The sequence below is a fragment of the Pseudoruegeria sp. SK021 genome, assembly GCF_002119405.1.
Lineage (GTDB): Bacteria > Pseudomonadota > Alphaproteobacteria > Rhodobacterales > Rhodobacteraceae > Meridianimarinicoccus.
Map to the genome: position 1 here is coordinate 89,663 of NZ_MTBG01000011.1, position 12,973 is coordinate 102,635.

The 12,973-nt window shown below is 63.1% G+C and carries 14 protein-coding genes; 8 read left to right on the plus strand and 6 right to left on the minus strand.

What is annotated here, in order from left to right; translation table 11 throughout:
- Positions 1–10: 10 nt before the first annotated feature.
- Positions 11–766: a pyridoxine 5'-phosphate synthase gene (locus BV911_RS09175; protein WP_086053305.1), complete on the plus strand. Its 756-nt coding sequence runs from the start codon at positions 11–13 to the stop codon at positions 764–766.
- Here BV911_RS09175 and BV911_RS09180 read toward each other — a convergent pair.
- The 4 genes from BV911_RS09180 to fsa all read right to left on the minus strand — a co-directional run bounded on the left by BV911_RS09180 (position 763) and on the right by fsa (position 3,943).
- The gene (locus tag BV911_RS09180; RefSeq protein ID WP_086053306.1) at positions 763–1,473 is read right to left on the minus strand and encodes a phosphatidylcholine/phosphatidylserine synthase; all 711 of its coding nucleotides are present in this window, start codon (positions 1,471–1,473) and stop codon (positions 763–765) included. The genes BV911_RS09175 and BV911_RS09180 overlap by 4 nt on opposite strands.
- Before the next feature lie 65 nt (positions 1,474–1,538).
- A complete protein-coding gene (locus BV911_RS09185; protein ID WP_086053307.1) occupies positions 1,539–2,459 on the minus strand; it encodes a tyrosine recombinase XerC in 921 nt (306 codons plus the stop codon).
- A complete protein-coding gene (locus tag BV911_RS09190) occupies positions 2,456–3,169 on the minus strand; it encodes a DUF484 family protein (protein ID WP_086053308.1) in 714 nt (237 codons plus the stop codon). Before BV911_RS09190 ends, BV911_RS09185 begins: the two co-directional genes overlap by 4 nt.
- Before the next feature lie 120 nt (positions 3,170–3,289).
- Positions 3,290–3,943: a fructose-6-phosphate aldolase gene (fsa, locus tag BV911_RS09195; protein WP_086053309.1), complete on the minus strand. Its 654-nt coding sequence runs from the start codon at positions 3,941–3,943 to the stop codon at positions 3,290–3,292.
- Between the two features lie 147 nt (positions 3,944–4,090).
- Between fsa and BV911_RS09200 the strand changes: the two genes are divergently transcribed.
- The 3 genes from BV911_RS09200 to BV911_RS09210 all read left to right on the plus strand — a co-directional run bounded on the left by BV911_RS09200 (position 4,091) and on the right by BV911_RS09210 (position 8,165).
- Positions 4,091–6,286 (plus strand): primosomal protein N', encoded by a 2,196-nt coding sequence (locus BV911_RS09200; RefSeq protein WP_086053310.1) that lies wholly within the window; start codon positions 4,091–4,093, stop codon positions 6,284–6,286.
- Positions 6,287–6,406: 120 nt separating this feature from the next.
- Complete coding sequence (msrA, locus tag BV911_RS09205) at positions 6,407–7,060, plus strand: peptide-methionine (S)-S-oxide reductase MsrA (RefSeq protein WP_086053311.1); 654 nt, start codon at positions 6,407–6,409, stop codon at positions 7,058–7,060.
- Between the two features lie 235 nt (positions 7,061–7,295).
- The gene (locus BV911_RS09210) at positions 7,296–8,165 is read left to right on the plus strand and encodes a 50S ribosomal protein L11 methyltransferase (protein WP_086053312.1); all 870 of its coding nucleotides are present in this window, start codon (positions 7,296–7,298) and stop codon (positions 8,163–8,165) included.
- A 153-nt stretch (positions 8,166–8,318) separates the two neighbouring features.
- Here BV911_RS09210 and BV911_RS09215 read toward each other — a convergent pair whose 3' ends face one another.
- Both BV911_RS09215 and BV911_RS09220 read right to left on the minus strand, forming a co-directional pair.
- Entirely contained in the window at positions 8,319–8,756 is a 438-nt protein-coding gene (locus BV911_RS09215) for an OsmC family protein (RefSeq protein WP_086053313.1), read from the minus strand.
- A gap of 230 nt (positions 8,757–8,986) precedes the next feature.
- Positions 8,987–9,193, minus strand: coding sequence for a DUF1127 domain-containing protein (locus BV911_RS09220; protein WP_086053314.1), 207 nt, complete (start codon positions 9,191–9,193; stop codon positions 8,987–8,989).
- Between the two features lie 477 nt (positions 9,194–9,670).
- Here BV911_RS09220 and ruvC point away from each other — a divergent pair, with 477 nt between their 5' ends.
- The 4 genes from ruvC to BV911_RS09240 are packed head-to-tail and all read left to right on the plus strand — an operon-like array spanning position 9,671 to position 12,692.
- Entirely contained in the window at positions 9,671–10,186 is a 516-nt protein-coding gene (gene ruvC / locus BV911_RS09225; protein ID WP_086053315.1) for a crossover junction endodeoxyribonuclease RuvC, read from the plus strand.
- Positions 10,183–10,854: a Holliday junction branch migration protein RuvA gene (ruvA, locus tag BV911_RS09230; RefSeq protein WP_086053316.1), complete on the plus strand. Its 672-nt coding sequence runs from the start codon at positions 10,183–10,185 to the stop codon at positions 10,852–10,854. Before ruvC ends, ruvA begins: the two co-directional genes overlap by 4 nt.
- 4 nt (positions 10,855–10,858) lie before the next feature.
- Entirely contained in the window at positions 10,859–11,902 is a 1,044-nt protein-coding gene (ruvB, locus tag BV911_RS09235; protein ID WP_086053317.1) for a Holliday junction branch migration DNA helicase RuvB, read from the plus strand.
- 28 nt (positions 11,903–11,930) lie between these two features.
- A complete protein-coding gene (locus BV911_RS09240) occupies positions 11,931–12,692 on the plus strand; it encodes a hypothetical protein (RefSeq protein WP_086053318.1) in 762 nt (253 codons plus the stop codon).
- The last annotated feature ends 281 nt before the right edge of the window (positions 12,693–12,973 follow it).

A 12,973-nucleotide genomic window follows, 5' to 3' on the forward strand; every position in this document is an offset into this window, starting at 1 on the left:
GGAGGCAGCCATGCCCTTATCTCCTCTGCGCCTCGGCGTTAACATTGATCACGTCGCCACCGTCCGCAACGCCCGGGGCAGTGCCTATCCCGATCCTTTGCGTGCCGCGAAGATTGCCGAGGCGGCTGGTGCCGATGGCATTACCGCCCACTTGCGCGAAGATCGCCGCCATATTTCGGACGCCGATATTGATGCCCTGATCGAAGGTCTGACGGTGCCGCTGAATTTCGAAATGGCCGCGACGCCGGAAATGCAGGCTATTGCCCTGCGCCACAAACCGCACGCGGTCTGCATCGTGCCGGAAAAGCGCGAGGAACGGACAACCGAGGGCGGGCTAGACGTTGCGCGCGATGAAAATCGGCTGGCGCATTTTATTGCGCCGCTGGCCGAGGCCGGGTGCCGGGTGTCGATCTTCATTGCGGCAGACGAGGCGCAGATCCGGTCGGCGCATCGCATCGGTGCGCAGGTCATTGAACTGCACACCGGGGCTTATTGCGATTTTCACGCCGAGGGACAGTTCGCGGCCCGGGATGCCGAACTGGCGCGTCTGGGCGCGATGGCAACCTTGGCGCGGGATCTGGGGCTAGAGGTGCATGCCGGTCATGGTCTGACCTATGACACGGTGCAGCCGATCGCCGCTTTCCCGGAATTGCGCGAATTGAATATCGGCCATTTCCTGATCGGCGAGGCGATCTTTTTGGGCCTCGATCCGGCGATCCGCGAAATGCGCCGTCTGATGGATGTGGCCCGCGCGCCGCAGGCCTAAGCGTTGTCTGGCGCGTGGCGGGACGGGATGACCTGCTGCGCGATCCCGGCGAGGATCAGGTAAACGCTGGTCAGGGTCAGGCCCCAATGGGCCCAGCTCTGGCTATCGAACTGGACCCATGCTGCCCACGCTGCGCAAAAGGTCCAGGCCAAGGCCATGGGTAGGGTGAGGCACCGCCAGCGCTGGGTCCGCACCGGATGGACGAATTTCAGCGGCAGGAACATCGCCACCGCCAATCCTGAGACGATCAGCAGCATGGCCCAGACTGGCGGGGTCAGCGCGAAGAACACCAGCACAACCATGTTCCAGCAGCCGGGAAACCCGGCAAAGGAATTGTCGCGGGTCTTCATCCCGGTTTTGGCGAAATAGATCACGCTTGAATAGGTAAGGATCAGCAAGGTGACCCATCCGGTCCAGCCCGGCATCAGGCCCGAGGCAAACAGCGCATAGGCTGGGATGAACACATAGGTCAGATAGTCGATAATCAGGTCCAGCAGCACGCCGTCCAGCATGCCTGCATTGCGCTGCACATCATAGCGCCGCGCCAGCGGACCATCAATGCCGTCGACCAGAAAGGCCAGCACCAGCCAGAGGAACATCAGCGACCAATCCGATGAGGCGGCGGCCAATAATGCCAGCATGGCAAAGACCGCACCGGTCGCGGTGAGCAGGTGAACGCAAAGGGCTTTCAGGCGCAAAGATGTCATATTGCCGTCATGCCAGCGGCGGCCGCGCTTGGCAACCTTTTGGCAGGACAACGCTGACGGGTGGCTCAGGCCCGGGGGTGGGACTTCGAGTAGACCTCCATCAACCGCGCTGCGTCGACCGAGGTATAGGCCTCGGTCGTGCCAAGCGATGCGTGGCCGAGTAACTCTTGTATGCTGCGCAAATCGCCGCCCCGGTTCAGCAGATGCGTGGCGAAGGAATGGCGCAGGGCGTGCGGGGTTGCCGTGGCGGGCAGGCCAAGCTGCTGCCGCGCCTGCCGGACCGCTTGCTGCAAGATCGAGGGTGACAGCGCGCCGCCGCGTACGCCGCGAAACAGCGGCGCATCGGCGGTCAGATCATGCGGGCACATCCGGCAATAGGTGGCGACGGCGGTGCGCGCCACGGGAAGCACCGGCACTTGTCGCTCTTTGCCGCCCTTGCCCTTGATCCGCAGCATGTCGGGCAGGGGGGCGTCGGCTCCGGTCAGGCCAAGGGCCTCTGAGATGCGCAGGCCGCAGCCATAGAGCAAGGTCACCACCGCCACATCCCGGGCCGCGACCCAGTCTTGCCGGGCCTGCAATTCCACGGTCTCCAGCATCGCAACCGCCGCCGCCTCGTCCAAAGGCCGGGGCAGCTTGCGGGAAAACCGGGGGCTGCGTGTTGCCAAGATCGGCGTCGGATCAAAGTCGTCCCGATCCGACCACCAACGATAAAAGCTTTTGACCGCCGACAGGGACCGGGCCAGCGACCGCGCCGACAGGCCGCGATCCCGCTCTCGGGCCATCCATGCCCGCATGTCGGTGACGCTGAGGGCCTTCAGGCTGTCCGGGCTGGCCGGTGCGCCGCCATAGCTGCCCATAAAGGACAAGAACCCTGTCAGGTCGTCCCGATAAGCGGTGAGGGTCCGGGGCGAGGCATCGTCCAGCGCCGACAGAGAAATCAGCCAGTTCTGCAGCCGGTCGGCCATGGCCGGGCTGATCAGGCTCATTTCAGCCAGCTGCGCACCAGCCGCTCGCAGACCCGGCAGAACAGCTCTAGCAGGTCGGTAGCCTGACCGGGCGCGAAATGCTCCGGCTTGTCGGCCCCCAGCACCAGTAAGCCGGGCGCGCGCTTTGGCCCCAGATCCAGCCGCACCACCGCCTCGGATCGGATGTCGGCCGCAGCGGTGCCATAGACCAATGCGCTGCCTTGGGCGATCCGGCGCAGAATCACCGGATTGGACCGGGCGCGCCGCCCCTCGGTGACAAAGCCATGCACAAAACCGGCGGGCAGCAGGCTCAGCGTGCCGGACACCGGGTTCAGGGTCATGTCGGGTTGGCTGTCTTCCGCCTCTAGCACCAACCGGACCGCCCGAATGCGCAGGCAGTCAGGCACAGCAGTCCCGAGGGTTTCCAGAAACGCGTCGAACTCCATCGGCGCGATCATGGTCAGGATCGCACGATGCACCTGACTGGTGGTCGAGACATTGTCATAGGCGGCAGAGATCACGTTCTGATGGGTGTTCTCGAGCTGATCCAGCCGGGTTTCCAAGCGCGAGATCGCCGCGCCGCGCAAGTCGACAACCTTGCGGCCACGGGCGCTATCCTCGGCCCCAAGCAGAGCCTTGATGATTTGGGTGTCTTGCAGGATCAGGTCGGGGTCTGCCAGAATCTGGCTGCGCAGTGTCTCGGGGACACTGGCGACGGAAGGACTGCTCATTCTTGTGCCTCGGATTTAGTGTTTTGAGGCACCCTAGCACAGGCCGCAACAGGCTGTCTCAGGGTTTTGGGTCGGAATGGCCGGGGCTGCCGCAGAGGCGCAACACCCCGGCCAAGCGGTTTACAGGATCTTCTGACCGGTCTTGGCCCAATCGGCCATGAACGTTTCAAGACCCTTGTCGGTCAGCGGGTGGGTCGCCAGCGCTTTGATCACGGCGGGGGGTGCGGTGATGACGTCAGCGCCGATCTTGGCAGCTTCGGTCACGTGGTTGACGGTACGGATCGACGCGGCAAGGATTTCGGTCTGGAAATCGAAGTTGTCATAGATCTCGCGGATGTCCGCGATCAGGTCCATGCCGTCGATGTTGATGTCGTCCAAACGACCGACAAACGGCGAGATGAAGGTGGCCCCGGCTTTCGCCGCCAGCAGCGCCTGATTGGCCGAGAAGCACAAGGTGACGTTGACCATCTTGCCTTCGCCCGAGAGCACCTTACAGGTCTTCAAACCGTCCCAAGTCAGCGGCACTTTGACGGTGATGTTCGGGGCGATCTCGGCCAGTTTGCGGCCTTCTGCGATCATGTCTTCGGCCTTCAGCGCAACAACTTCGGCGCTGACCGGGCCGCTGACGAGAGCGCAGATTTCCTTGGTGACTTCCAGAATGTCGCGGCCGGATTTCAGGATCAGCGACGGGTTGGTGGTGACGCCGTCCACCATTCCAAGGTCATTCAGTTCGGCGATTGCATCGATGTCGGCGGTGTCGACGAAGAATTTCATAGGTGCCTCCTAAGCAAGATTTGGGTGTTGCTGTTCCCATACCGGAACTGGCGTCACAGGCAAAGCGAAACAGCCGGGCGCGGCTGCGGGAAGGGGCGGTGCATTTGGGGTCTTTCCCCGCCGGGTCGTGGCGCGTATCCCGGCAGGATGCAGCACGCGGAAGAGTTTCTGGAAGACGATCTTGTGGCGGTCCTGACGACCCAGCCGCTGGACCGCTGCCTTGATTATCGCGCCCCGGAGGGCGGGTGCCGGACCGGCGATCTGGTCGAGGTGCCGCTGGGGCCGCGCAAAGTGCCCGGCGTGGTCTGGGGGCCGGGGCTTGGCGGCTTTGATCTGTCAAAGGCGCGCCGGATCGGGCGCCGGATCGATGTGCCGGCGATGACCCCGAGCATGGTGCAATTCCTGACGCGCGCCGCCGACTATACCCTGACGCCGCTGTCGTCGATGTTGCGGCTGGCCCTGCGCGCGCCGGGCTTGGGCGATCCGCCGTCAATGAGCCGCCTGTATCGCCGCGGCCTGACCGAACCGTCGCGGATGACCGACGCCCGCAGCCGGGTGCTGGATGCGCTTGATGCTTTCGACGGCGTTGCCGTGACCCTGAAAGAACTCAGCGATGCCGCCGGGGTGTCTGGCCCCGTCATCAAGGGGCTGGTCAACCAAGGCGCGGTGGACGAGATCGAAGCGCCGCGCGACACGCCCTTTCCGGCGCTGGACCCAAGCCTGCCGGGTTTGCCCTTGGCCGAGGATCAGATCGCTGCCGCCGAGGCCCTGCGCCGCGCGGTCACCGCGGGCACTTATGGCACCACCCTGCTGCAAGGGGTGACCGGATCAGGCAAGACCGAGGTGTATATGGAGGCCGTCGCCGCCGCCCTTGCAGCCGGGCGTCAGGTGCTGGTGCTGTTGCCCGAGATCGCCCTGACCGGTGAGTTCCTGAAGAGGGTGGAGGCCCGCTTTGGGGCCCGTCCAGCCGAATGGCATTCTGGCGTGACCATGACCGAACGGCGGCGCTGCTGGAAGATGGTCGGGCGCGGAGAGGCGTCCTTGGTGGTCGGCGCGCGCTCGGCCCTGTTCTTGCCGTTTCAGGATCTCGGCCTGATCGTTGTCGATGAAGAACATGACACGTCGTACAAACAAGAAGACGGGGTGCTGTATAACGCCCGCGATATGGCGGTGCTGCGGGCCTCGATCTGCGGGGCGCATGTGGTGCTGGCCTCGGCAACGCCCAGTCTGGAAAGTTGGGCCAATGCCGAGGCGGGGAAATACACCCGGCTGATCCTGCGGTCGCGCTTTGGCACCGCCAACCTGCCGCAGATGGGGGCGATCGACATGCGGGCAGAGACCCTGCCGTCGATGACCTGGCTGTCGCCGACCTTACGCCGGGCCGTGTCCGACCGGATGCAGCGCGGCGAGCAGGCGCTGCTGTTCATCAACCGGCGCGGCTATGCGCCGGTGACCCTGTGCCGGGCTTGCGGTGAACAGATCGGCTGCACCCAATGCGATGCGCGTATGGTCGAGCACCGCTTCCAAAAGCGGCTGGTGTGTCACCAATGCGGCGAAAGCTGTCCAATGCCCGAGGCCTGCCCGTCCTGTCAGGTCGCGGGCAAGCTGGCGGCGGTCGGTCCCGGCGTCGAACGGCTGGCCGAAGAGGCCGCGGCGGCGTTTCCTGAGGCTCGGGTGGCAGTGCTGTCGTCGGATCTTTACGGCTCGTCCCGGGCGTTGAAAGAGCAGATTGAGGCGATTGCGGCGGGCGGCGCCGATATCATCATCGGCACCCAACTGGTGGCCAAGGGGCACAACTTTCCGTTGCTGACCCTTGTGGGGGTGATCGATGCTGATCTCGGGCTGCAAGGGGCCGATCTGCGCGCCGCCGAACGGACGTTCCAACTGATGCGGCAGGTGGCAGGCCGGGCCGGGCGGGCCGAACGTCCGGGCCAAGCGCTGCTTCAGACCTTTCAGCCCGAACATGGCGTGATCCGGGCGATCCTGTCGGGCGAAGAAGAAGACTTCTGGCGTGCCGAGGCCGCAGAACGGCAGGCGCTGGGGATGCCGCCCTATGGGCGGTTGGCCGGGGTTATTCTGTCGGGGCCGGATGTGGCGCAGGTGTTCGATCTGGGCAATGCCATGGCGCAGCAGGCCGGCCCGTTGCGCGCCATCGGGGCCGAGGTCTACGGTCCGGCGCCCGCTCCGATTGCGCGGGTGCGCGGGCGGCACCGGGTCCGGCTGTTGGTTAAGGCGGCGCGCACCGTCCCGCTGCAAGCGGCGCTGGCGCAATGGGCCGGGCAATTCAAACTGACCGGCGGGGTGCGAATGAGCATCGACATTGACCCGCAGAGCTTTCTTTGATCGGGGTGCGCCCCGGTTGCTGACTTGCAGCTTTGCGCACGATCCTTTGATCCCAGCCCCGTAGACGAACGCGCTGCGCCTGCCTATATCCTTTCTGTCCCACTGACGGAGGCTATCACGATGTTCGGACTGTCCAAGAAAACCACGATGATCCCAGAGGCCGAGGCTTTGCCGGGTCGCACCACCGCGATCGCGACCGCAGAGCGGCATTTCCTGTCGGATCGACCGCTGAAATCCGCCATCCCCGAGGGGATGGAAGAAGCGATCTTTGGTATGGGGTGTTTCTGGGGGGTCGAGCGGATGTTCTGGTCCCAGCCCGGCGTCTGGTTGACCATGGTGGGCTATGCGGCGGGCCACACCCCAAACCCCACCTATCAAGAGGTGTGTAGCGGCCAGACCGGCCATAATGAAGTGGTCCGGGTGATCTATGATCCCAGCGTCACAAGCTACGACGCACTACTGAAAGTGTTCTGGGAAGGTCATGACCCGACCCAAGGCATGCAGCAGGGCAATGATCGCGGCACCCAGTACCGCTCGGGCATCTACACGTTTTCGGACGCGCAGGCGGCTGCGGCCACCTCCAGTCTAGGGGCCATGACCCCCCGCCTGCAAGCGGCCGGTCTGCCCGCCCCCACGACCGAGATCCTGCCAGCGCCGACCTTCTACTACGCCGAGGACTATCACCAGCAATACCTCGCCAAGAATCCGGACGGCTATTGCGGTCTTGGCGGGACCGGCGTGACCTGTCCGATCGGCACCGGCGTCACGGCATAACCTCGGGGGGCTCCCCTGCGCCATGTCATTGCGCAGGGGAGCCCGTCTGCACGTGAAAATTCCGGCCAAGTGCGCCATGATCGTGCGCCCGGCTTGGGCCACGGAAACGGTGTCACCATCAAGGGTGGGGCAGGGCCCGTCGTCCCCACCAACATTCGGGCCGATCCCGGCTTGCAGGAGGGGCCGCCCGGTCGCTATAGGCCGCTAACAGCCTCGCGCCGAAAGGATCCGCCCGATGCCCACCTATTCCGCTTTGACCACCTTGCCGGGCAACGCCCCGGCTGATGCTCTCGCCCTCGCACTGGAAGACATCACGCCCGAACCCACCGGTATTGGCGTGTTCGAAATCGAAGACGGCTCCGGTTTGTGGGAGGTCGGCTGTTACTTCACCGAAGGCCCCGATGAGATCGCCCTTGATCTGCTGGCCGCAGCCCATGGTGCGCGCCCCTTCGCGGTGTCCGAACTGCCCGAGACCGATTGGGTCGCCAAGGTCCGCCGCGATCTGTCACCGGTCGAGGCCGGGCGCTTTTTCGTCTATGGCAGCCATGATGCCGACAAGCTGCCTGCGGGCCGCACCGGCCTGTTGATCGAAGCCGCAATGGCGTTCGGAACCGGTCATCACGGCACCACGCTGGGATGCCTGAATGCGCTGGACCGGTTGCTCAGCGCCGGAATGCAGGCCGAAACCGTCGCCGATATCGGCTGCGGCACCGCCGTTCTGGGCATGGCGGCGGCGCATGGCTGGCCGATCACGGTGCTGGCATCCGACATTGATCCGGTGGCGGTCGAAGTTGCCGAGGCCAATGTCATCGCCAATGGCCTGCAAGATCGTGTCGTCTGTCTGGAAGCTACGGGTCTGGATCACCCGGATTTGGCCGCCAATGCGCCTTATGACCTGATCTTCGCCAACATCCTGAAGGGGCCGCTGATTGATCTGGCCCCCTCTATGGCCGGGGCGACCCGCGCGGGCGGGCGGATCATCCTGTCCGGCCTGCTGAACGATCAGGCCGAGGACGTATCCGCGGCTTATCTCGCCGCCGGGTTCACGCTGGAGCAGGCCGATATCGTCGGCGACTGGTCCACCTTGACCATGATCCGTACCTAAGTCGGACAGAGGGGGGCGAGCGCGGGCAGGCCGAGGCCCGCCCGCAGAACGATTGGCGTCCGCTTTGAATGGTTGAGTACGCCGCAAACAGCGAAACGGCCGCGCAACCCCGAGAGGGCTGGCGGCCGTGCGCATAAGGCAGGCTGATCCGGCTTAGACCAGCGTTGCGTCCAGTTTGATCTCAATGCCGGTCAGGGCTTTGCTGACCGGGCAGCCGTCCTTGGCTTTGGTCGCGATTTCCTGAAACTTGGCGTCGTCAATGCCGGGGACCTTGGCTTTCAAGGTAATGGTGCTGGAATTGATCTGAAAGCCGCCGCCGGGCGCTTCGCCCATATCGATGTTCGCCGTGGCATCCAATTGGTCTGCGGGGGTGTCGTTGCCCGCCAACATATGCGCCAGTTGCATGACAAAGCATCCAGCATGGGCCGCGCCGATCAATTCTTCCGGGTTGGTGCCCGATTTGCCGCTTTCGTCCTGAAACCGACCCTTGAAGGAATACGGAACGCCGTCAAACGCGCCGGATTGCGTCGACAGTACACCCTTGCCCTCGACAAGAGAGCCTTCCCAGATCGCTGTAGCGTGTCGTTTCATGTTAATTCCTTTCAAACTTGTGGCCTTAGATCGCGCACCACGGGGCGACCTTACTTGGACCAGTCGCAGGAACAACTGCTTTGCAGAGCCAAAGTTCCCCCGCCCGTCATCCAGCCTTGGATCTGATCGGCGCGACGGGCGTAAAGCCCAGACAACAAAAAGGCCGCTCAGCTAAGGCTGGCGGCCGTAATGTGGACTGGCGCAGGATGGCTGCACAGGTCGGCATCCCATTAGCGGTAGGGGAATTGTGCCACGTCGTCGATCTGGCTGCGGTCGAGGCCAATATCGTTCAATTCGCGGTCGGTCAGGCGCGAGAGAACCTTGCGGGTTTCCCGGACATCGCGCCAGTTCAGGGCAGCGCGATAAATGGTGCGCAGAACCGAGGTATGACGCGCGGGCGCATAAGAGGTGTGGATGGGGTTTGCATAGCTCGTCATGGCAGAGCACTTCTTTCGTGATCAATGATTGGGCAGTTTATAAACCGCCACGTATATGGGCAGATGTGCCCGTTCAATGATCGTTTTTGCAACCTCGCCATGCGATTGCTGCATGGCAGCATTTGTAACGGTGCCGTGACATTTCTAGCGAATTTTCAGAAGGTTGCCGGTGATTGCTGCGGGCAATCTTGGACCGTCAAGGATGAGCACCATGTGAAGGCGCTGGGAGCGCCTTGCATGGCTAGAGATGCCCTTTGCGGACCTGATGGTCGCCTGACAGATGGCGGGTGGCGCGCCGTGGCGCGGCTGGTCCCCGCCCCCAAGCGGTTCAAGACCACTGAGGCGGGTTTGGGGCCAAGTTCTTGCGTGATAGGTTGTCGTGTGGTCGACGCAAGGACCCCCTGTCTGCTTTGCAATTGCCCGATGTTCGCGTTTCGTGCTATCCCTTTGGCAAAACAACAAAGAGCAGGACAGGCCATGCGGATAATGGGGATCGACCCGGGACTGGTGCGCTGTGGCTGGGGCATGATCGCTGTCGCAGGCAACCGCATCACCCATATTGCCCACGGCACCTGTCTGTCCGGCAAAGGCACGCTGGCCGACCGCCTGCTGGTTCTGCATGATGCCCTGACGCAGGTCCTGCAAACCCACGCCCCCACCCATGCCGCGGTCGAGCAAACTTTCGTCAACCGTGACCCTGTCGGCACCCTGAAGCTGGGGCAGGCCCGGGGCATCGCCATGTTGGTGCCCGCCCAAGCCGGGCTTCCCATCGGTGAATACGCCCCTAACGCGGTCAAGAAGGCAGTGGTCGGTGCGGGCCATGCCGACAAATCCCAGATCGGATACATGATGCGCCTCCATTTTCCCGGCGTCGAGATCGCCGGCCCCGACGCTGCCGACGCCCTTGCCATTGCCCTTTGCCACGCCCACCACCTGCAATCGGCGGGCCGGATGCAGGCCGCAGTTCACCGTGCCACGAGGGCCGCGTCATGATCGGGCGTCTCACCGGTCAACTGGCGTTTCGCGGCCCGGATCACGTGCTGATTGATGTCGGCGGTGTCGGCTATCTGGTGACCTGTTCGTCGCGCACCCTCGCCAACCTGCCCGCCAAGGGCAGTCTTGTCTCGCTCTATACCGACCTGTTGGTGCGCGAGGACCTGCTGCAACTTTTCGGCTTTCAGACCATGGCGGAAAAGGAATGGTACCGCCTGCTCTGCACCGTGCAGGGGGTCGGCTCGAAAGCCGCGCTGGCCATCCTTGGCGCCCTTGGCCCCGAGGGCGTCAGCCGGGCCATTGCGCTGGGTGACACCAATTCCGTCAAGGCCGCCCCCGGGGTCGGGCCGAAAATCGCCCTCCGCGTCGTGAACGAATTGAAGGACAAGGCCCCGGCAGTGATGGCCATGGCGGGGCAGGCGCCCGACCTGACGCTGCCATCCGGCGCACCCACGGCACCCATCGACCTTGAGGCGGTGATCGAGGCCCCCTCTGCCCCGCCCCCCGATGCCACCGCCCAAGCTGACGCGCTGTCGGCGCTGGCCAATCTTGGCTACGCGCCCTCGGATGCGGCCACTGCCGTGTTGCAAGCCGCCTCTGATACCCCGGGCCTGGGCACCCCCGCCCTGATCCGCGCCGCCCTGCGCCTGCTCGCGCCGAAGGAGTGACGCCGTGACCGCCCAAGACCCGTCCACCCCTGACCCCGATCTTCGCCCGGACCTGCAACCCGGCGACCGGGACCGTGCCCTGCGCCCACAAACCCTGCCGGAATTCATCGGTCAGGCCGAAGCCCGCGCCAACCTCCGTGTCTTCATCGCCTCGGCCCGCCAGCGCGGCGAAGCCATGGATCACACCCTGTTCCACGGCCCGCCCGGCTTGGGCAAAACCACCCTCGCGCAGATCATCGCCCGGGAATTGGGCGTCAATTTCCGCATGACCTCTGGGCCCGTCCTTGCCAAGGCCGGGGATCTTGCCGCGATCCTGACCAACCTTGATGCCCGCGACGTGCTGTTCATCGACGAGATTCACCGCCTCAACCCCGCCGTCGAAGAGGTGCTCTATCCCGCCCTCGAAGACTACGAGCTGGACCTGGTGATCGGCGAAGGCCCCGCCGCCCGCACCGTGCGAATCGAACTGCAACCCTTCACCCTTGTCGGCGCGACCACCCGCCTTGGCCTGCTGACCACGCCGCTGCGCGACCGCTTCGGCATCCCGGTCCGGCTGCAATTCTACGACATTGATGAACTGCACGAGATCGTCACCCGCGGCGCGCGCCTGATGGGCATCCCGTCAGACCCCGATGGCTGCCGCGAGATCGCCCGCCGCGCCCGGGGCACCCCGCGCATCGCCGGCCGCCTGCTGCGCCGCGTCGTCGATTTCGCGCTGATCGAGGGCAACGGGCGGCTCGACCGCGCCATCGCCGACTCCGCCCTGACCCGGATGGGCGTCGATCACCTCGGGCTGGACAGCGCCGACCGCCGCTACCTCGGCCTGATCGCCGACCACTATGGCGGCGGTCCGGTCGGGATCGAGACCCTCTCCGCCGCCCTGTCCGAAAGCCGCGACGCGCTGGAGGAAGTCATCGAGCCCTACCTGCTGCAACAAGGCCTGATCCAACGCACCCCGAGAGGCCGGATGCTGGCCCGCAAGGCGTGGCAACATCTGGGTCTGGAGGCCCCACGGGAGCCGGGGCAGGGGGAGTTGTTTGAGGGGTGAGGGGGCTTTGATATATGGTAGGAAGTGAATGAAATTCGGAGAAGAAATTCAGGCTTTTGGCGTTGTAGCTGCTTTGGTTATGTCTGGTCTTTCGCTCTATTGGCAATTCTTTGACTTGCCGGAAAAGCTTACGATTTTTTCTGCGACAGGAACGTATGGCGGGTTTCATTTAACCCCGCGCGGGGTTGCTCAGGAGGTTGAGTTTACTGTCGTCAATGAAGGCTCGGAGCCAGTTATTGTTACGCGTGTCGACTTTTCGCCTAATAATTTGGTTCCGGCTCCAATTTTGATCGAAGGAGATTTCTGGGACGGACGACCATTTGAAATTAATGGGAATGCCATTTTCTCATTCAGATTCTTGGCGATCCGAGACTTTAATTCGAACAACACCAAGGAGTGGCGTGAGGCAAAGATGGGGCAGCGTGTCAGAGACCCATACCGCTACGTATTTGATTCTATTGATCATGTCGCGGTGCCATACGATAGTCTTGATTCAAGATTAAGAGAAAATGGTAGGCAGGTGTTTCAAGATGAATTTGAGTCGTACTCAATTCAAGCCGTGCAAGATAGTCTTTTTTCGAAGGGGCTAACATTTGATGGCGACAATCATCCGGTAGCGAATTTTCTTTCTGATTACCCTATGTATGTAACGTATGGTGGTGATTGTATGGTGTATATGATTCATACATTGAGTGTGTGTGCTTCGATTGAGTTGACGACTCTAAAGGGAAACTCATTCGTTTCCGATTATATTGGTTTTGGAATGCGCTCTAATGATCTCGATAAATAATGTAGGTTTTTCTGTTTTCTTTTGGATAGGAGCCGCTATCTTTTAGGGTTGGCAAAGTCCAATAAAAGTCCGAAACTTGTTGGCCCCCTCTTTACCCCCGAACAGACGGCCTCCGGGCGGCGATGGGCACGGCGAACCCGGCGGGACGCAGCGCCCCCAAGTTCGACAGCAAAACGAGTAAGTAATTGATATCGTTATAGCCGAATGGGCCAAAATGTAACTACACGAGCATGATCAGGCGGGTTTTGGCAGATTCAGGGTGTCGAATAGCTCCAGTTGTT

Coding starts and splice junctions, on each gene's coding strand:
- BV911_RS09200 (WP_086053310.1), top strand. CDS start 4,091: ATGCAGCACGCGGAAGAGTTTCTGGAAGACGATCTTGTGGCGGTCCTG.
- fsa (WP_086053309.1), bottom strand. CDS start 3,943: ATGAAATTCTTCGTCGACACCGCCGACATCGATGCAATCGCCGAACTG.
- BV911_RS09220 (WP_086053314.1), bottom strand. CDS start 9,193: ATGACGAGCTATGCAAACCCCATCCACACCTCTTATGCGCCCGCGCGT.
- BV911_RS09240 (WP_086053318.1), top strand. CDS start 11,931: ATGAAATTCGGAGAAGAAATTCAGGCTTTTGGCGTTGTAGCTGCTTTG.
- BV911_RS09210 (WP_086053312.1), top strand. CDS start 7,296: ATGCCCACCTATTCCGCTTTGACCACCTTGCCGGGCAACGCCCCGGCT.
- BV911_RS09180 (WP_086053306.1), bottom strand. CDS start 1,473: ATGACATCTTTGCGCCTGAAAGCCCTTTGCGTTCACCTGCTCACCGCG.
- msrA (WP_086053311.1), top strand. CDS start 6,407: ATGTTCGGACTGTCCAAGAAAACCACGATGATCCCAGAGGCCGAGGCT.
- BV911_RS09175 (WP_086053305.1), top strand. CDS start 11: ATGCCCTTATCTCCTCTGCGCCTCGGCGTTAACATTGATCACGTCGCC.
- ruvC (WP_086053315.1), top strand. CDS start 9,671: ATGCGGATAATGGGGATCGACCCGGGACTGGTGCGCTGTGGCTGGGGC.
- BV911_RS09185 (WP_086053307.1), bottom strand. CDS start 2,459: ATGAGCCTGATCAGCCCGGCCATGGCCGACCGGCTGCAGAACTGGCTG.
- ruvA (WP_086053316.1), top strand. CDS start 10,183: ATGATCGGGCGTCTCACCGGTCAACTGGCGTTTCGCGGCCCGGATCAC.
- BV911_RS09190 (WP_086053308.1), bottom strand. CDS start 3,169: ATGAGCAGTCCTTCCGTCGCCAGTGTCCCCGAGACACTGCGCAGCCAG.
- BV911_RS09215 (WP_086053313.1), bottom strand. CDS start 8,756: ATGAAACGACACGCTACAGCGATCTGGGAAGGCTCTCTTGTCGAGGGC.